We start from the raw sequence: 19085 nt of genomic DNA on the forward strand, positions 1-19085 counted from the left end.
CCATGCGATTGCTTATTCTTCCCCTCGTCCTTGCCCTGTCGGCCTGCTCGCTGGCGCCGACGCTGGTCAGGCCCGCCATGCCGGTGCCGACGGCCTACACGGCCGCCGCTGCCGCCGACCAGCACGCGAACGCGGCCGATCTCGGCTGGCGCACGATGTTCGGCGACCGCCGCCTGCAGCGCCTGATCGAGATCGCGCTCGACAACAACCGCGACCTGCGCCTGGCGGCGCTGAATGTCGATGCCGCCGAAGCGCAGTACGGCATCCAGCGCGCCGCGCACCTGCCGTCCATCGGCGCCGGCGCGAGCTTCACGCGCCAGCGCACGGCGGCCGACCCACAGTCGAACCCACCGCTGTTCGAAACAACGCAGAACCAGTACGGCGTGAACGTCGGCATCAGCGCGTTCGAGATCGACCTGTTCGGCCGCGTGAAGTCGCAGTCGGATGCGGCATTCGCGCGCTACCTCGCGACCGATCATGGCCGCCGCGCGGTGCAGATCTCGCTCGTCGGCGCGGTGGCGGACGCTTATTTCGCGGAACGCCTCGCGCAGGAGCAGCGCCAGCTGTCCGAGCGCACGCTCGGCGACTGGCAGCAGTCGCTCGATCTCGCGCGCCGCCTCAAGGAAGCGCATCAGGCGAGCGGCGTCGACATCGCGCAGGCCGAAGGCCAGGTCGCGAGCGCCACCGCCGATCTGGAAGCGCGCACGCGTGCCGTCGAGCAGGCGCGCAACGCGCTGCGCCTGCTGCTCGGCACCGAGCCGCCGAAGGACCTGCCCGATGCGCTGCCGCTGGAGCGTCAGCCGGTGATGACGCAACTGCCGGCCGGCCTGCCGTCCGAGCTGCTGTTCCGTCGGCCGGATATCCAGCAGGCCGAACAGAACCTCGTCGCCGCGAATGCGGACATCGGTGCCGCGCGCGCCGCGTTCTTTCCGCGCCTGTCGCTGACGTCGTCGATCGGTTTCCTCAGCCCTGCGATGGGCAGCCTGTTCGACGGCGGCCAGCGCGTGTGGAGCTTCGCGCCGCAGGTCACAGTGCCGATCTTCCAGGGCGGCCGGCTGCGGTCCGAACTGCGTCTCGCGGAAGTGCGCAAGTCCAGCGCGGTCGTCGAATACGAACGCTCGATCCAGACCGCGTTCCGCGAAGTGGCCGACGGCCTCGCCGGGCGCGAAACCTTCAGCCGCCAGATCGAAGCGCAGACGCGCGTGGTCGGCTCGGCCGAACGCCGCACCGACCTGTCGAACCTGCGCTATCGCGCGGGCGTCGAGGGACGGCTGGAGTTGCTGGATTCGCAACGGCAGCTCTACTCGGCACGGCAGGCGCTGCTCGACCTGCGTCGCAGCGAGCTCGGCAATGCCGTCGCGCTGTACAAGGCGCTCGGCGGCGGCCTGACGGAAACGGACGTCGCGCCGTCGAAGAGCATGGTGCAGAACTGAACGAAGGGCGCTGTTCCGTCCCGCGCAGCAGCGGGACGGAACAGCACGATTCAGCCCGGCAACGGGCTGCCCCGATTGTTCGACATCGCACGGCAAACTCCATGACGAATTCCCTGATACTGATTGCAGAAGACGAGCCCGACATCTCGGACATCCTCGACGCGTATCTGACGCATGACGGCTTTCGCACCTACCGCGTGGCCGACGGGCAAGCGGTGCTCGACGTGCAACCGCACCTGAAGCCCGACCTGATCCTGCTCGACGTGAAGATGCCTCTAAAGAACGGCTGGGACGTCCTCGCCGAGCTTCGGCGGCGCGGCAATACACCCGTCGTCGTCGTCACCGCGTTCGACCGCGACCTCGACCGGCTGCAGGCACTGCACTCCGGCGCGGACGACTACATCGTCAAGCCGTTCAACCCGGCCGAAGTCGTCGCGCGGCTTCGCGCGATCCTGCACCGGTCGGGCACGCCGCCGACCGCGCGCATGCTTCGCGTCGGCGGCCTGGAGATCGACACCGACAGCTATCTGGCCCGCGTGCGAACGGAATCCGCCGAGGTGCCGATTACGCTGACGCTGACGGAATTCCGGCTGCTCGCGCACATGGCGAGATCGCCGAGCCGCGTCTTCACGCGCGGCGAACTGCTTGACGCGTGCATGGCCGACGTGAGTGCGCTGGAGCGCACGGTCGACAGCCACATCAGCAGGCTGCGCAAGAAGCTCGAACAGGCCGGCGCGCCGGGCATGCCCGAAGTGATGCGCGGCGTCGGCTACCGGCTGCGGGGCGCGCAATGAGCGTGCCGGCAAGGCCGGGCCGGCAAATCGGGCAGGCGATCGGCCTGAGCACGATCGTCGTCATGCTGATTGCCTGCACCGTTGCATTCTTCATCGACGCATTGCGTGAGCCGTTTGCGTTGCCGCTCGACGCAACGATCCCCACGTACCTCGTGCTCGCGACGACGCTGTTCCTCGGCCTGCTGGCGGCCGCGTTCGACCTGTTCAGGCTGATTCGCCGCACGCTCGGGTCGCTCGACTCAGTGGCGGAAAGCGCCGGCCGCAGCGTCGCCGGCGATCCTTCGGCGCACGCGGTTTCCCGCGACGACTGCCCGACCGACATGTCGCGATTCATCGAAGACTTCAATGCCATGACCGTTCAACTGAAACACACGACTTCGTTCAATGCGACAGCCGCTGCCGCCAGCGGTAGCAGCGATTTGCTCGCCCCGCTCGCGGAACTCGAAACCCGGCTCGAAGAGATCAAGGGGCTCGCCACCGAAGCAGATGCATCGTCGCGCGAAGCCCTGCTTCACCGTGTCGACGAGCTGTTCCGGCTCGTCGACGACCTTCAGGTCGCCGAACAACCGCACGCGCTGACATTCGATCTGCGACCGAAGCAACCGTCGTGACATGCAACGGTGCGTGCAGCCGGCAAGCCGTTCTCGAATTCGACATCCCCGGCACGCGTCGGCAATTCGAGCGTTTCCTCGATAACGATCGCTCATTACAGGACAAATCAGAAATGATCGGCGAATCGCCTCCGGCATTACCTGCGGTGGCAGTTTTGAAAATTACAAAATACTGCCGATCTTTTCAAAAACATTGCGCCTTATTCGATTTAATTTTGTTTCATATAATCAAAAAAAGTTTGACACTCCGCTTTCGTTCTTGATACCGTCCGATGCAAGCAATCTGACGAATTGCAAACCACGCAATCGATTCCGCACTACGTTTTTTCGCTTCCGCCGCACCGAAGTGCTCGCCGCCGGCTGTGTCGTTTGCGCGCCGGCGCATGCAACATCCCGATGCATCTCATTGGACGGCTGCCATCCGGCAGCGGGCCGAAGGATCGAATCAAATGAGCAGGATAACGAAGCTGTTGCTCTAGCAATCCCGCCCGCGTCATGTCCGGCGCGGCTGCCCCGCAGCGCGGCGCAGCCCTCCCGTTACCGCGTTTTCCGTATTTCGCCCCCGGAGCAAAACCACCTTTCCGGATCGGGCGAAAGGCCCTGTCGCGTCCGTGCCATCCGCACGCGTGCGACAGAAAACGGCGGTGCACGACCCGCACCGCTGTCGACCGTTGTTGTTCGTGCCGTTCGATGTTCAACCGGAGGGGTAATTCAAATGAATCAGGTTGCAGACAAGAAACAAAAGCACATTCGCATCGTCAAGCTCGCATGCGCAGCCGCCGCGGCCGCTTCGTTCGGCATGGCGACCGCCCACGCCGCACCGGCAGCCGGCTGGACGGAAACGCGCACCAAGGGCTTCCTGCCGCTCGTGCAGCAGAGTGAAAGCGGCGCTGCCGGCGCGCCTGCCGCGAGCACGGCCGCCGCTGCAGCCGCGGCAATCGAAATGGCGCCCGGCGAGTCGGTGGACATCGTGCTCGGGCTGAACCTGCGCAACGACGCGCAACTCGACCAGTACCTGCGCGACCTGCATACGCCCGGCTCGCCGCACTACCGGCAGTTCCTCACGCCGGCGCAGTTCGCGGCGCAATATGCGCCAACCGACCAGCAGGTCGCGTCCGTCGTCGCGCACCTGCGCAAAGAAGGCTTCGTGAATATCGTGGTCGCGCCGAACCGCCTGCTGGTATCCGCGTCCGGCACCGCGGCGACCATCAAGTCCGCGTTCCGCACGACGCTCAAGCGCTTCACGCGCAACGGCCGCAGCGTCTATGCGAATACCGACGCCGCGCAAGTTCCGAACGCGATCGGCGGCATCGTGGGCGCGGTGCTGGGCCTGCAGAACGTCGAGCTGATGCATACGGGCGCGGGCAGCAAGCCGCAAGGCAACACCAGCAACCTGACGATCCCGGCCGGCGCTTCGGCGGTGCCGCACAACCCGACCGAATTTTCGTCGATCTACGGCGGCGACGGTACACCGACGGCCTCGCAAACCACCGTCGGCATCATCTCCGAAGGCGACCTGTCGCAAACGGTGAGCGACCTCAATACCTTCGCCGCGAACAACGGCCTCGGCACGATCAGCAGCACCATCGTGCAGACAGGCCCTGCCGGCAGTTCGTACACCGACACATCCGGCACCGTCGAATGGAACCTCGACAGCCAGTCGATCGTCGGCTCGGCCGGCGGCAGCGTGAAGCAGGTCGTGTTCTACGCCGCGCCGTCGATGACGCTGACCGCGATCACGGCCGCGTACAACAAGGTGGTGACCGACAACCTCGCGAAGGTGATCAACGTGTCGCTCGGCGTGTGCGAATCGTCCGCGAACAGCACCGGCTCGCAGGCAACCGACGACACCATCTTCAAGCAGGCGGTCGCGCAGGGGCAGACCTTCTCCGTATCCGCCGGCGACCACGGTGCGTACGAATGCGCGAGCGGCACGCCGTCCCGCTCGACCTACACGGTGAGCGAGCCGGCAACGTCGCCGTACGTGATCTCGGTGGGCGGCACGACGCTGTTCACCAATACGTCGACCAATGCGTACAACAGCGAGATCGTCTGGAACGATCCGAGCTGGCAGCCGGGCACCGTGTGGTCGACGGGCGGCGGGTACAGCAAGTACGAGGCCGCGCCGTCGTGGCAATCGTCGAGCCTCACCGGGTCGACCAAGCGCGCGCTGCCGGACGTCGGCTTCGATGCCGACCTGCGCACCGGCGCGATCCTCGTCGTGAACGGCCAGACGTCCGACACGCTGTGGGGCTCGGGCTATCTGAACAACGAAGGCGGCACGAGCCTCGCTGCGCCGATCTTCACGGGCATCTGGGCGCGGCTGCAGTCGGCGAACAACAATGCGCTCGGGTTCCCTGCGTCGAGCATCTACAAGTACTTCCCGGCCAACGCAGCGCTGCTGCACGACGTCACGTCCGGCAACAACGGCAGCGGCACCTATGGTTACAAGGCCAAGGCCGGCTGGGACGCGACGACGGGCTTCGGCAGCGTGAACATCTCGAAGCTGAACGCGTTCATCCAGAGCACATCGGATTTCGCGCGCTGATGGAACGATGATCGGCGCGGTTCCGGGCGCCCGGAACCGCATGCATCCGCGTAAAAGAACCCGCGAAGGCTGCAAAGCCATCGCGGGTTTTCTGCATTCAGCGGCATCTCGCGGAGCAGCATCCGGCGGGCGACGCGCCCATTCACCTTTCAATCGTTGCGCAAGCAACTTTCATGTCGCTTACCCGGCCGGCGCCCGCCTGCTTACGGACTGCAAGGCACACACACTGTTACATAACACCCCGACACCTTCCGCGCGTGTCGTGCGTTTAACAGAATATATCGATTCGTCGCGGGACAACGCCCATGCGAACACGACCTTGCGGCCCGCGTGCCTGCCAACGCCGCCACAACACCGAGCGAACTACATGAACAACACACGTGCACACTGCCGCCCCGTCAGAACGCTGATCGCGTCGTCCATCATCGTGTCGCTGCTCGGCCTGTCGGCCTGCAACAAGAACAACGACAGCAGCGCCGCAGCGCCGGCCATCGACGCGAGCGCAGCCTCCGCGGCGCAGCCCGCATCGACACCCGTCGCCTACACGCCGCCGACTGCCGACCAGCTCTACCAGATGGTCTCGCCGATCGCGCTGTTCCCCGACAAGCTCGTCGCACTGGTGCTTGCGGGTGCAACGTATCCGGACCAGGTGACGGCCGCCAATACCTGGGTTACGCAGAATCCGTCGTTGAAGGGACCGGCACTCGCGACTGCCGCCGATACGCAACCGTGGGATCCGTCCGTCAAGGGGTTGACCGCGTTCCCTGCGGTGCTGTCGCAAATGGCATCGAACCCGGCCTGGGCCACGTCGCTCGGCCAGGCGTACTACAACGATCCGACCGACGTGATGAACGCGATCCAGGTGATGCGCCAGCGCGCGCAGACGTCCGGCCATCTCCGCTCGGGAGGCCAGATGCGGGTCACGCAAGTCGCGCAGGCCGCGCCGACCGGCTATACGCCGACCAACGACGCGCCCGTGGTCTACGCCGGGCCGGCGATCGTGCCGCCGCCCGCGCAGGCGATCGAGATCGAATCCGCGCAGCCCGACGTTGTCTACGTCCCGTCGTACAACCCGACTGTCGTCTACGGCGAGCCGGTGTCGTCCTACCCTGGCTACGTGTATCGGCCGCCCGCATACAGCACCGGCGAAGTCGTTACGGCCGGCGTGATCACGTTCGGCGTCGGCATCGCCGTCGGTGCCGCGATCTTCGGGCACCACGACTGGGGCTGGCATGCATGGGGCATGAACTGGGGCGCGCCGCATCCGGACGGCCCGCGCTGGAACGGCGGCTGGCAACGCCCGGCCGTGGTGTACAACCACACCACGTACGTGTCGAAGTCGACCACCGTGATCAACAACATCACCAATATCCATAACACGCGAATCACGAACAACTACGGCGGCAACGTCACCAACAATACGACGATCGAACGCAACGCGATGCCGCCGGGTGCGGAGCCGATGCGCGGGCAGGCCATGCAGCAACGCCCGGGCGCCGCGCCGATGACGATGCCGCACTTCGCAGCGAACGACACGCGCCCCGGCGTCCGGCCGGCGCCGGAAGGCTTCGCGCAGAACCGCGCGAACGCGCCGCATGCCGAAGCACCGGCGCAGCATCCGCCCGGCGCGATGCACGAGGAGCGGCAGCAGGCAATGCAGCAGGAACGCGCCGCGCAGGAAAACCATTCGGCCGCGCAGCAGCAGCAACGCGAAGAGATGCAGCAACGCAACGCGGCACAACAGCAGCAACGTGCGGAGGCACGGCAACGCAACGAGGCCCAGCAGCAGCAACGTGCGGAGGCGCAACAACACAACGAGGCTCAGCAGCAGCAACGCGTGGAAGCGCAACAACATAACGAGGCTCAGCAGCAGCAACGCGCGGAGGCGCAACAACACAACGAGGCTCAGCAGCAGCAACGCGCGGAGGCGCAACAACACGCGGAAGCGCAGCAACAACACAAGGAGATGCAGCAACGCAACGAAGCGCCGCAGCAGGAACACGCGGCGGCGCCGCCGCGGCAACCGGCGCCCGAGCACGCGCCCGCGCCGCATCCACACCCTGCTCAATCGCATCCGCCGCACGAGTCGCGCGAGCATCGCCCGGAGTGAAACGGCCAGCGGCAGATTCAGGCGCCTCCTGATCGGCCTCGCATCGAGTGCCGGTGCGCTTTCGGCTGCACCGGCAAGCGCGACGGCCGCCGGTACAACGGCTTCGTGCTGGGGTATTCCGGGCTGGGCGACGCGACGATCGAGGCAGCAACGATGCAGTTCGCGGCCGTCATCGAGAAGCACGGCCGCACGCAGTGCTGAGCGTCGCACGCCGCATCGTCGCTCACAGTTGCGATTCGATCGGAAACAACCCGAGAAACCAGACTTCCATCCGCCGCGCAGCCGAAACTTCCGGTTCGTGATCGAGTTCGGTGACTTTCCCGTCCGCATCGGTCTGAACCCACTTGAGCCGCCCTTTCCCCGCCGGATCGGTCCTCGGCTCGACACGCCACGCGATCCGGTCGAGTCGCGATTCCAGATCGTTGGCAACCTGGGACGCAATCGCCGGACTCTCGCAGTAAACGCCGATCTCCGTATTGAGGTTCAGCGAGCGCGGATCGAGATTCATCGACCCGATGAAAATGCTCTTGTGGTCGAACACGTAGGTCTTCGCATGCAGCGACGCGCGCGACGACCCGATGATGACCTGCTTCGAAATGCTCTTGTCGCCCGATGGCCGCCGTTCGTAAAGCCGCACACCGGCCGCCACGAGCGCGCTTCGGTAGCGCCGGTAGCCGGCATGCACGGCCGCCACGTCGGTCGACGCGAGCGAGTTGGTCAGGACCGTCACGCGCACGCCGCGCGCCGTGAGTGTGCGCAGCCGCTCGACGACGTCCTTGCCCGGCACGAAATACGGCGACACGATCAAGAGGTCATGTTCGGGCTGCAATACGAGCGCCCGCAGCTGTGGCATCAGGTGCCCGTCGCTGTCCTTCGGCGCGTGCGCGATCTTCGACGGATCGTCGTACAGCACCGTCGCATGCCCCCACGACAATTCCGTGCCCTGCCCATGAACGATCCGGTCGAGCCGTTGCCGGGCTTCGAGCACGTACGGATTGTCCTCCATGGCCCTCAGGTAGTCGCGCAACCGTTCGCGTTCGCGGTCCAGCCCGCCCGGCGCCGCATCGTGCCCGACCAGCGCGCTGATCGGATACGCATACGGGGAATTCCAGAACGTATCGAATTCCGTCGAGATGTTCTTCACGACCGGACCGTGGACGACGACATCGAGATCGCCGAACTCCAGCATCGACGACGCGCCGAAGTATTCGTCGCCGATGTTGCGGCCACCGACGATCGCCGCCTGGTTGTCCGCGATCATCGCCTTGTTGTGCATGCGCCGATTGATGCGCGAGAACTCGAACACCGTGCCGATCTTCTTGAACCGGCGCGTGGCAACCGGATTGAAGAGCCGGATCTCGATGTTCGGATGCGAACTGATCTCGAGCAGCTTGCGATCGTCCGCGTTCGTGCCGAGATCGTCGAGCAGCGCGCGGACGCGGACGCCACGATCGGCCGCACGAATGATCGCGTCGGCCAGTTCATGCCCGGTCAGGTCGTCGTGCCAGATGTAGTACTGAAGATCCAGCGACCGGTCTGCGCGATCGGCAAGCAGCACGCGCGCATCCAGCGCGTCGACTGGATCGGTCAGCAGATGAAACGCGTCCTGCCCCGGATGCGTGCCGGCCTGCTGGCGGAACGCAGCGCCCAGCCGCGTGTTTTCCGTGTCGGTGAACGCATGCGTCGGCGCGCGATCGGCCTGCGGCGGAAGGCTGGCGCATGCAACGAGCGCCAGCAACGAAAGAATCGCACCCCACGAACGCAGCATGATCATGATGGCCGCCCCACTCCCGGCGAAGTCTGTCTGTTTATTCTGGCCACCGGATGGATCACGGGGCTCGTCGGCGGCCCGAGCGCCCGACAGGCATCGCGCACCGGCCGTGCCGCGCCACAGCATACTTCGATTGCCATCGGCACGGCACCCTCTCCGTATTTTCCCGATGGCGGTGATGCGACATGCCCGGCCGGCATGCTCGCCGTTGAGTCCTATGTGCAGCAGGCGAATCGGATTCCGCTGTCGCTCGCGGCAGAAACGCTTGCGGAAATGTTCAGGGTGGAGATCGATGCGGGCGCGCATCCACACAAAGAAAAACCCGCGATGCATGAAGCCATCACGGGTTTTCTGCATGCGTGCCGTTAACGTGGCGCGATTCCGAATAACATGAACTCCAGTTCGATGCTGATGAGCTATCGGTGCCGGGGACCACGCCCCCATGTCGGTAGTTCGACGGAGAACAGGAGAGGATCATTCCTATCTGGAAAATCGTCCCGGTGAATGACGAACCAGGCGTTTCGCTCCTCCAGTGGAGCATGCTGGAGAATGATGGCGGAACCCGGCATTTCGTCGGCGCCGACGAGCGAGATTTCACGGGTCGCGTCAGTTCCGAGGTCGTTACGTTCGACCGTCTCACCTTGCGAGGCCAGACGCAGTCCGGGCGCATCTATCAGCTCATTGGTCTCTCGGATTTCAACGATTTTCATGGCGAGATCTCGTGAGAATGCCTCCGACCTCGCGCAAAGGGCCAGATAAGATTCGAAAGTTCTTTTACGTCGTCAAGGACCTGCGGGAAAACTTAAAGAGAAGCGCCGCCGCACATAACGACTTGTTGTCCGGTGATTGCGCCTGCGCTTTCGCTCAATAAGAAAGTCGTGAGCGCCGCCACCTCTTCAGGAGCGATGAAGCGTCCAATCGGCGGTAGTTTCGGCGGCGTTGCGGCACGCCCAGGATCGCGAAGAAACGGGGTGTCCGTGGCGCCTGGGGCCACCACGTTCACGGTGATGCCACGCGGCGCCAATTCTGCCGCCCAAGACCTGGCCAGGCCAATCAAAGCCGACTTGGTCGCGGCATATTGGCTACGTCCAGCAGCGCCGTTTGCAGTTCGACTACCGACTAATACAATCCGCGCACCGTCTGGCATCCTGGCAATCAACCGGTCGGCGAGAAACATCGCAGACTCGACGTGCAGGCGCCACATCCCCGCCGCATCGTCGGTTGACAGGTGACCAAGCTGTGCCGTGCGCATAAACCCCGCTGCATGCACCAACCCGTCCACCGGACCGAGTTCATCGCAGACAGACGCGAGCGCGTCGAAGTCTGTGATGTCGACCGGGACGATTCTCAAAGCATCGTTGGTCTCGGCAACCTGCGACCGGCAGAGTCCAGTTACCCGCCAACCGTCAGACAGCAGACGCTCAACGATTGCCCGGCCGATGCCCGAGGAGGCGCCGGTCACTACTGCATGACGCAATGCGGCGCTAGACTGCTCCGATGTATCCACGATGGCTCCCGCTGCTATTGGACCGGCAAAGACCCGTCAGTTGAGGTTGCAGGTTTGACAGTGACTGCGCGAACGGTGATGCGCTCTAGGGCGTGGAATGGTTCGAGTTGCTCATGCTGCGCCGCATCGTCAGTAATTAGCGTCCAGCTGCGTTCCAATGGAGTCCAGTGTTGCTGACTTGCGCGTCCAAGCTTGTCGGCAGTGACCAGGACAAATAGATGGGCCGCCTGTCGCATCACGCATTCCTTCAAATACGACTGCTCGCTACTTGCCTCGCACAAACCGAGTTCAGCGACCACGCCGTCAGCGCCGAAGAACGCCTTGTCGACACTAAGACGGCTTAGTGCAAGTTGCGCCAGCGGCCCAAGCGTGCTCATGCTCGTCGACCGAACCTCGCCTCCAATAACCGTCACGTTCACTCCCGATGCGACAAGTGGACCTACCACCAAGAGATTGTTAGTCACGACATGCACCGTGGTCCGGCCGGACAGCAGTCGGGCAAGGGCCGCCGTCGTTGTCCCACCGTCCAGGAACACCGTGTCGCCATCTTCGACGAACGTGCTTGCCGCTTGTGCAATCGCTTCCTTCTGCACCTGAGAACTGACTCGGCGCTCTTCGAGCGACGGCTCACGCTCGTGGGAGCCGACCGCAGCAGCACCGCCGTACGTGCGAAGAATACGGTTGTCGCTTGCAAGAGCGCGCAAATCGCGACGGACAGTTGCTTCCGACATACCAAAGTGCTCGCATAGCGTCGCAACGTCCGTCATCCCACCCAACACTGCCTGCAGCATCGCCTCCCGGCGCTTGGTCACTTTCATGTGCGTGTATTCTTGGTCGATTCGAGTTCGCGCTTGCGTTCGCGCGGCCTGACCACCAAGTTTATCCGCTCCCCCTGGCGACTGTCGATTTGCGCCGGAAAGGCTCATCGACCGCGAACCCACGATTCGTCGATGCATACGTACTTAATCTTCTGGCGGAACCACGTGAATGCGATGTGCAGCGCGCCGTCTTTTGATTGCACGATGGACGGGTAGGAGTATTCGCGATTGCGCTGGTCAGCGGAGTTGTTCGTCATGCAATAACCGTCTCCGATTTCCAGATTGCGCCGACGCCGCCATGTTTTGCCACCGTCTTCGGAAATTGCAAGAGACATCGGTGCGCGAGGCGCGCCCCAGAATGCGGTTCCGCGCTCGGAGGCCTTCTGGTCACGCAACTCACCGCTGTCCTCCGAATCCTCGATGTCGTCATACAGAGAAGCCCGACGCTCCTTGCTGTGCGATGCGTCGCTTTCGTTGAAAACGAGCGCAAGATGACCGTTGTTCAACACCGTGAATTGAACAGACGAGTTGTTGTTCGGAACCTCGGTGGGCTGCGGAGTGCTCCATTTTCGGCCGTCCGTCGAGCGGCTCGAGTACACGAAGTCGGCCCAGCGGCTGCGGTAGAGCGCCAAGAGTGAGCCATCCTGCAGAACATGGACGTTCATGTGAACGCATCCGACGCTCTCCGGGACCTCATGCAGCGTCCACGACGCACCTTGGTCATCGGACGCCATGACCGCACTGACGTCGTTGTTGCCGACCCAGCGTTCGCCCGGTTCCGTGCGGCACTGGAAGACGGGACAAATCCAGGTGCCACTTTCGAGAAAGATAATCGGTTGCCGGACGAAGGTTCCCGGACTATCGAACAGCGTTTCGACCGGACCCCACGTGTAACCGCCGTCCGTCGAGACTCGACGGCGGACAATTGCGGTGTTTTGATGCCCGGACAACTGCGCTGTATAGATTAGCCACAGGCGACCGTCGGGTGCCGAAAAGAGCACGGGGTTCTGTTCAGAGCGCGTCGGGTCATCCGAGAGCTTCAGGGGCGCCGACCATTCCTCAGTCCCCGCTGCCAAACGCGACATGTAAATCGATACGTCCGGGATACCTTCCTGCGTGCCGCCGAACCACACGCACAGCAAGTCGCCGTTGTCGAGGCTATGCAGATTCGCGGCGTGGTTCTGGACGCAAGAAGTCGGGAGGAAAGCTTCCTTTCGTTCTGCGTCGGCGTAGGCCGTGCGGACGCAATTGTCCTGGGCCGTGTTGGCATTCTCAATCCTGCTCGAGTTCATGATGTATATCCGATGTTCTTTGCGGTCAGTGCGATTCACGATGCGTGAGACGCTTGTTCTGGATGTCTGAATCTTCTGATGCACCGTGGAACAGGAGCTTGCTCAAGACCAGGACGATTGCCGGCGTGACAAGTGCGACATACATGTTGTCGATGCCGAACGGGTTGCCAAGCAGGTACCAAGCCGTCGTAGCGAGCGTGGCGAGCACCAGGCCCCAGATTGCGGCACGCTTGCCACTGAAGAACGGCATGTAGATACCAATCAGCGCAACAACCGACACAGACAGGCGAAGTGCACGGGTGAAGAACGACAGCGCGAGAATTTTCGGAGCGAACAGGACGAAGACCAGCGGGAGGAAACCGACCGCCAAGGAAATCCAGCGCGTCATACGGAACTCAAGTTCCGGGGAGGGGTTGAATCGCGGCACATAGAAATCCTTCACAATCAGCGAGGCGATTGCGAGTGCGACCGTGCAGACGCTCACGAAGATTGACGCTACAAGCGAGGTCGTGACGATGCCTGCCAGGACGGGGTTCATGTGCTGGAGGAACACCGGCAGCGCATACAGGCTCTTGATGTTCGGGTACAGATACTTGGCGGTCACGCCAAGGAAGCCGAGCGCCAGTGCGATGGGCAAACACAGGAATGCTGCCATCAACGAAGAAGCGCGCGCGCCTTCAGGACTCTTGGTCGCGGAAATGGCTTGAATAATAAACTGCGTCGAGAAAATCGCGCCGGCCGTACCAATAATCCATGCACCAATCGTACCGCCCGACAGCGAGCCGGACCACGTGAAGTAGTGCGCGGGCATGCTTTGCACCATCGGCTTGATGCCGCCGGAGAGGTTCCAGGCCACAGCCACCAGAATCCCGATACCAAAAATCTTGACGGCACTATGAATAATCGTCAGATAGGCGACGCTCTTCAGGCCGCCCCAGACGAAGTAGATGGTACTGACAACTGCCGTGATGATTGCAGCCGTGGTCAGGTCGATGTGCATGACAGTGGAGATTGCTGCGGCACCGCTGACATAGTTGCCCACATTCACAAGGAAGAGTGCATAAATCATGATGGCTGAAACGACCAGCTTTGCGCCTTTGCCATACCTCTTCGCGATAAAACCGGAGATTGTGAACTCGCCCGATGAATACAGGCGCTTGGCCATGAAAAGGCCAAAGAAAAGGAAGCCGATTGACGCCGAAACGACTGACCAAGACGCAGCCATACCCGCTGAAAACGCTTCCTGCGACGTTCCAACCGTCGATTTCGCACCGATGAACTCCGACATCAGCAGGATGGCGACGACCACCGCAGGCATCGAGCGCCCCGCCACCATGAACTCGCCGGTATTCTTGCTGCGCAGACGAATGCTGAGCAGGCTAGTAACTAAAATATAGGCGACGACCATGCCAATGATGATGGCGGTATCCCAGTAACTGAAGGTGGTCATAGCTTGTCTCCAAATAGCCTTCGGTTGATGCGCGTCAGGTTGCATTGAGCCACCCGGCATGTTCCTGCCGGTGTCGCTCGGTGCTTTGTCCTTGCGTGTCTTTCGCCAAACGTTCACATGTCGCTGGTCGCCGGTGATTGCTCGGTGCGTCGGGTAGCCAGTTCAAGAGCCTGCTTGAACGCCTCCAGCATGCTGCGTTCGTCAGCGATACCCGTCCCAGCAATGTCAAACGCGGTGCCGTGGTCCACCGAAGTGCGGATGACGGGCAAGCCAACGGTGACGTTCACGCCTGCTTCCAGGCCCATGACCTTGACCGGTCCGTGTCCCTGGTCGTGGTACATCGCAACCACCACATCGAAGTCGCCCCGGCCGGCGCGGAAGAACAAGGTGTCGGCAGGAAGAGGACCTTCCACATCCCAGCCGCGCTCCTGGAGTACCTTCACTGCCGGGATAATTTTTTCCTCTTCCTCTCCGTACCCGAAGAGACCGTTCTCGCCTGCGTGAGGATTGATGCCGCAAACGCCGATGCACGGATTCGAGATGCCGGCACGTACGAGCGTTTCATGAGCGCGCTCAATCGTGCGTTGGACAAGGCCCGGTTCAATTTTGCGAATCGCGTCAAGCAGACCGATGTGCGTCGTCACGTGAATGACTCGTAGATTGGGCGCGACAAGCATCATTGACACTTCTTCGATGCCCGTCAGGTGAGCGAGCATTTCAGTATGTCCAGGGAAAATGTGGCCGCCAGCGTGCAGAGCTTCCTTGTTCAGCGGCGCCGTGCAGATGGCGTCGAGTTCGCCTTTGGTGGTCAACTCGACCGTACGGGCGATGTACTGATACGCGGCGTCGCCCGCTACAGACGAAAGTTTTCCATACGGGAGGTCCGCCGGAATCAGCTTCATGTCGATGCAATCGACAACGCCGTGTTTGAACTGGCCCTCAGACGGCTCATTGATTGCCCGCACGTCCAGACTTACGCCGGCTCGACGGCCGGCATCACGCAAGCGAGCGGCGTCACCGATGACTACCGGGCGGCATTGCTCGTACACCGAGGCGTGAGCCAGGCTCTTCATGATGATTTCCGGACCGACACCGGCTGCATCGCCCATGGTGATGCCGATAATGGGACGGTTGTTCATAGCTGGATTCCTTTACACGTTTGCTTGAGCCGTATTGGCCGTCTTGCTTTTATCAGCGAGCCAACGCCATGCGTTGTAGAGTGACTCGGGTTGGCCAAAGCCACCCGCCTTGGTAACTACCGGCAGCGCTCTCCCACCAAGATGACACGCGAGAAGAGGCATACCGTCTTCAATTTCTTCAACGACATGCAGGGCACTTGCGCCGGCTTCGCCGAGAAGCGCACGCGCCGTCTCTCCACCGGTAGCGATGATTCCCCCGGCAATGGGCACAGCCGGAGCCAGCAAGGAAGCAAGACGCCCGCAGAAGCGCAATCCATCATTCACATCGCCCCGGTTCGTTTGACTTAACGACACCACGACATGTTGTCCTCGACGAAGCGCTTCACATACAACCGTCGTGAAGTCGGCATCGAGCGTTTCGAGCGCGGAGGTGGCAACTTCAAGAGCGAGAAGGTTGTCGCCAGCATTCGCCTTCAGACAGTCCAGTTGAGCATGCGACACGCTCGACATGCTGCCCACTACGGTGAGTACCGGGCCACCCGTTGCTTCGTCGCTTTTCGTCACTTCAGAAGCGTGTCGGCTCAGCTTCAATGCGTCCATCACCGCCGACGCGAGACCGGCCGACCCAACCCAAAAGACTTTCTCGAGCTGAGCAGACGCACAAGCGATAAGCCGCAGGTCGTCGTCCGTTTCCGCATCGCAAACGACGGCCTGCACGCCATCCATTTGCATCTGTTTCATCTGCCTCGCGAGCGCATCGGCCTCAATGCGGACTGCGTCGATTGAAATGTGACCCACCTTAAGTTCTTCACCGGACAGCATTGCAACGAGGTCTGCCTTGCCCAAAATGCCTTCATTGCGCCAGAACTCGCTTTCCTCGACTGCAACGCCTCGTACCCACTGACGCCCGTCACGCGTGGTGCGACCGGCTACCGGGTAAGCAGGACAGAAAACGGCCATTCCGATACGTGAAACGAGAGCCGCTACCTCAGGAGCGAAGTTGCCTCGCACAGTCGAATCCATCTTCTTGTAGACCCGCGTGCCAACGCGACCAAGCGCATTCACTGCAACCACGTTACGTTGCGCGGCTTCCTCCTTCGACGCGCGGCGTGAGTCCAGGTCGACGGCAAGGACCTCAACGTTCGCCGTTGAAGTCGGAGCACCGTTCGTGTCGAGCAGCACCATGGCTTGCAAGCCGTGCCGAAGTCCTGCGACGGCGCAATCGGCAGCGCCAGAAAGGTCATCGGCGACAATCAGAAGCTGCGCTTGGTCGTGCGTGGCAGAATTCATGGCAGCAGACGGCTGTAGATGGACTTCATGTCGTCGAGGGTAAGTGTCTTCGGATTGTTGCCAAGAAGGCGCTTCACCTTCGATGCTGCTTCAGCGAGTGCGTCGAGATGTTCTTCCGACACACCAAACTTGCGCAGGTCCTGAGGAATCTCGACTGCCGCAGTCCACTCCTCCATCTTGTCAATCAACTTTTGCGCCGCGATCTGGTCCGACTCGGCTTTGGTCGCAAGGTCGAGAGCGCGTGCCACGTTGGCGAGTCGGTCCTCAATGGCGTCTAAATTGAAGGCCATCACGTGCGGGAGCAGCATGGCATTTGCGACACCATGCGTGACGTTGAACATGCCACCCAAGGGATAGGCCAGCGCGTGAACAGCGGCGGTACCTGCAGCGGTAAGTGCGAGCCCACCGTACATCGAGCCCAGCATCATTGCCTCACGCGCCTTGAGCGAATTACCGTTCTCGTACGCTTCAACGATGTTGGCTCCAATCAGTCGCATCGAGTCCATCGCGAACATATCGCTGATGGGATTCGCCTTGGTGGAGATGTACGACTCCAGCGAGTGAACGAATGCGTCCATGCCGGTGGCTGCCGTAATGGGCTTCGGCAGGCCGAGAGTGAGTTCGGCGTCCAGAATTACGATTTGAGGCAGGAGGTGACGGCTGACGATGCCGACCTTCAGGGACTCATCCGGCAGCGTCACGATCGCGTTCGGGGTAACCTCCGAACCCGTGCCAGCGGTTGTCGGGACCAAAATCATCGGCACGCCAGGCTTTTTGATGAGATCGATGCCGAGCCAGTTTCGCAGCGGTTCGTCGTTTGTGAGGCGAACCGCGAAGAGCTTGGCAGCGTCCAGCACGCTTCCGCCGCCGATGGACAGAATTGCCTGAGGAGCGAAGGGCTCGATTTGCTCCTTAAAGACCGTCTCTACATTTTGGATGGTCGGCTCAGGTTCGACGTCGCGGACAATGCGTACTTCGACTTCCTTCGACTTGAGCAATTCAATCACGCGACCGACGATGCCAAGGTCTTCCATGATGGGCTGCGTGATGAGCGCGATGCGCTGAACCGGCGTGTCGAGCAACGACAGCTTTTCGGGGAGTTCATTGAGGCTGCCGGCACCATGAATAATGTGCTTGACCGTCTGGAAGTGGTAAGTTGCCATGCTGTTCACCTGTTTCAGTTACTGCGCGTCACGGTAGATGGAGAGCGCTTGGGACAGCCGCTCACGGGCACTCGCGTCAAGGGGTTGAGCGGGAGCGCGCGCAGGACCGGCCGGCATTCCAAGCATCTGCGCCGCAGTCTTCAGAACGACCGGCATCGTACCCAGCGCGAAAGCGTCTCGAAGCGCACGGAGCGACTCCTGTGCAGCACGTGCGCCGGCGACATCGCCCGATTGAAACTTGTTCCAGATGGACATCACGACGTTGGGGACAGCGTTCGTCGTCGCGGCCACCGCGCCGTCGCCACCCGCAATCAACGTCCAGAGAATCATCGAATCCGTACCGGTGAACACAGCGAAGTCGTCGCGGCGAAGGTTGATGAGTTGCAGCAGACGGTCGAAGTCGCCACCGCTGTCTTTGATGCCGCGAATGTTCGGAATCTCCGACAGGCGGCGCACGGTATCGACGCTCAACGTGATGCCGGCTTTGGCCGGAATCGTGTAGAGCATGACCGGCAGCGGCGTTGCCTCAGCAATCTTCTTGTAGTGGGTGAAGAGTTCCAGCTGCGTCGCACCATTGAAGTACGGTGTAATGACTGAGACGGCATCGACGCCAACATCGACCATCTTCTGATTGAGATTGATGACATCGCGCGTGGCGTAGGCGCCAGTACCCGCGATGACGGGCACGCGCGAACGGGCTTGATTGACCGCAATGCTTGCGATGCGCAGCTTCTCTTCTTCGCTCAGCGCAATGAACTCGCCATTGGTGCCAAGCACAAAGAGTCCGTGCACGCCCGACTCGATGAGTCGCTCGATAAGTTCGCGCAGGCCGTCCTCATCGATGCTCTCGTCCGCCGTCATCGGCGTAATCAGAGCGGGAACGATTCCTTTGAACGAAATAGACATGCTTACTCCATCGCTGAAGGGAAGACGTTGATTTCATCTTTCCCTTGTGTTGTTAGCGGTTAGAACTTGTGTCGCAGACCAATGGCCGCCACGACCTGATGGTCATTGCTCGACGCGGTCATGGGCCACAGCGCGGCCGTCGCCGTCTTGCCCGTTGAGTCAATCCCGCTCGCGTCCTGATAGCCTGCTGTCAGGTAGACGTCGGTCCGCTTCGAAAACGAAGTAGTCAACGCCTGCTCGTTTCAATCACTTA

17 protein-coding genes are annotated in these 19085 nt (G+C 62.1%); 6 read left to right on the plus strand and 11 right to left on the minus strand.

Features of this window, described 5'->3' with window-relative positions; all coding sequences use genetic code 11:
- Positions 1–2 precede the first annotated feature (2 nt).
- The 5 genes from CUJ89_RS27735 to CUJ89_RS27760 all read left to right on the plus strand — a co-directional run bounded on the left by CUJ89_RS27735 (position 3) and on the right by CUJ89_RS27760 (position 7496).
- Positions 3–1433, plus strand: a complete 1431-nt coding sequence (locus tag CUJ89_RS27735; protein ID WP_114180511.1) for an efflux transporter outer membrane subunit — start codon at positions 3–5, stop codon at positions 1431–1433.
- A gap of 101 nt (positions 1434–1534) precedes the next feature.
- Positions 1535–2227: a response regulator gene (locus tag CUJ89_RS27740; protein ID WP_114180512.1), complete on the plus strand. Its 693-nt coding sequence runs from the start codon at positions 1535–1537 to the stop codon at positions 2225–2227.
- A gap of 152 nt (positions 2228–2379) precedes the next feature.
- Positions 2380–2838 (plus strand): hypothetical protein, encoded by a 459-nt coding sequence (locus CUJ89_RS27745; RefSeq protein WP_236654975.1) that lies wholly within the window; start codon positions 2380–2382, stop codon positions 2836–2838.
- Between the two features lie 715 nt (positions 2839–3553).
- On the plus strand, positions 3554–5386 hold the full coding sequence (locus CUJ89_RS27755; protein ID WP_114180514.1) for a protease pro-enzyme activation domain-containing protein: 1833 nt from the start codon (positions 3554–3556) through the stop codon (positions 5384–5386).
- Between the two features lie 367 nt (positions 5387–5753).
- Positions 5754–7496 carry a DUF3300 domain-containing protein gene (locus CUJ89_RS27760; RefSeq protein ID WP_114180515.1) on the plus strand — a complete coding sequence of 581 codons (1743 nt, stop codon included), beginning with the start codon at positions 5754–5756 and terminating at the stop codon, positions 7494–7496.
- Positions 7497–7719: 223 nt separating this feature from the next.
- Here CUJ89_RS27760 and CUJ89_RS27765 read toward each other — a convergent pair whose 3' ends face one another.
- Complete coding sequence (locus CUJ89_RS27765; RefSeq protein WP_114180516.1) at positions 7720–9270, minus strand: phospholipase D family protein; 1551 nt, start codon at positions 9268–9270, stop codon at positions 7720–7722.
- A gap of 195 nt (positions 9271–9465) precedes the next feature.
- Here CUJ89_RS27765 and CUJ89_RS38975 point away from each other — a divergent pair, with 195 nt between their 5' ends.
- Complete coding sequence (locus CUJ89_RS38975) at positions 9466–9636, plus strand: hypothetical protein (RefSeq protein WP_161556565.1); 171 nt, start codon at positions 9466–9468, stop codon at positions 9634–9636.
- 47 nt (positions 9637–9683) lie between these two features.
- Here the strand turns inward: CUJ89_RS38975 and CUJ89_RS37860 are convergent, their stop codons facing one another.
- From CUJ89_RS37860 to CUJ89_RS27810, 10 genes are all read right to left on the minus strand, one after another.
- Positions 9684–9977, minus strand: coding sequence for a hypothetical protein (locus CUJ89_RS37860; RefSeq protein WP_152036671.1), 294 nt, complete (start codon positions 9975–9977; stop codon positions 9684–9686).
- A gap of 92 nt (positions 9978–10069) precedes the next feature.
- Positions 10070–10774, minus strand: coding sequence for an SDR family NAD(P)-dependent oxidoreductase (locus tag CUJ89_RS27775; protein ID WP_114180518.1), 705 nt, complete (start codon positions 10772–10774; stop codon positions 10070–10072).
- A 14-nt stretch (positions 10775–10788) separates the two neighbouring features.
- Positions 10789–11592: a DeoR/GlpR family DNA-binding transcription regulator gene (locus tag CUJ89_RS27780; protein WP_114180519.1), complete on the minus strand. Its 804-nt coding sequence runs from the start codon at positions 11590–11592 to the stop codon at positions 10789–10791.
- 104 nt (positions 11593–11696) lie between these two features.
- Positions 11697–12884, minus strand: coding sequence for a sialidase family protein (locus CUJ89_RS27785; protein ID WP_114180520.1), 1188 nt, complete (start codon positions 12882–12884; stop codon positions 11697–11699).
- Positions 12885–12909: 25 nt separating this feature from the next.
- Positions 12910–14334, minus strand: coding sequence for a sodium:solute symporter family protein (locus CUJ89_RS27790; protein ID WP_114180521.1), 1425 nt, complete (start codon positions 14332–14334; stop codon positions 12910–12912).
- A gap of 113 nt (positions 14335–14447) precedes the next feature.
- Positions 14448–15473, minus strand: coding sequence for a 4-hydroxythreonine-4-phosphate dehydrogenase PdxA (gene pdxA, locus CUJ89_RS38670; protein ID WP_236654978.1), 1026 nt, complete (start codon positions 15471–15473; stop codon positions 14448–14450).
- Positions 15474–15485: 12 nt separating this feature from the next.
- Positions 15486–16763: a four-carbon acid sugar kinase family protein gene (locus tag CUJ89_RS38675; RefSeq protein ID WP_236654979.1), complete on the minus strand. Its 1278-nt coding sequence runs from the start codon at positions 16761–16763 to the stop codon at positions 15486–15488.
- Complete coding sequence (locus tag CUJ89_RS27800) at positions 16760–17926, minus strand: iron-containing alcohol dehydrogenase (RefSeq protein ID WP_114181596.1); 1167 nt, start codon at positions 17924–17926, stop codon at positions 16760–16762. The genes CUJ89_RS38675 and CUJ89_RS27800 overlap by 4 nt, the downstream gene beginning before the upstream one ends.
- A gap of 18 nt (positions 17927–17944) precedes the next feature.
- Positions 17945–18832: a 4-hydroxy-tetrahydrodipicolinate synthase gene (dapA, locus tag CUJ89_RS27805; RefSeq protein WP_114180522.1), complete on the minus strand. Its 888-nt coding sequence runs from the start codon at positions 18830–18832 to the stop codon at positions 17945–17947.
- A 59-nt stretch (positions 18833–18891) separates the two neighbouring features.
- A complete protein-coding gene (locus CUJ89_RS27810; RefSeq protein ID WP_415859047.1) occupies positions 18892–19062 on the minus strand; it encodes a hypothetical protein in 171 nt (56 codons plus the stop codon).
- Positions 19063–19085: the final 23 nt, after the last annotated feature.

It is taken from the genome of Burkholderia pyrrocinia (assembly GCF_003330765.1).
GTDB classification, from domain to species: Bacteria; Pseudomonadota; Gammaproteobacteria; order Burkholderiales; family Burkholderiaceae; genus Burkholderia; species Burkholderia pyrrocinia_B.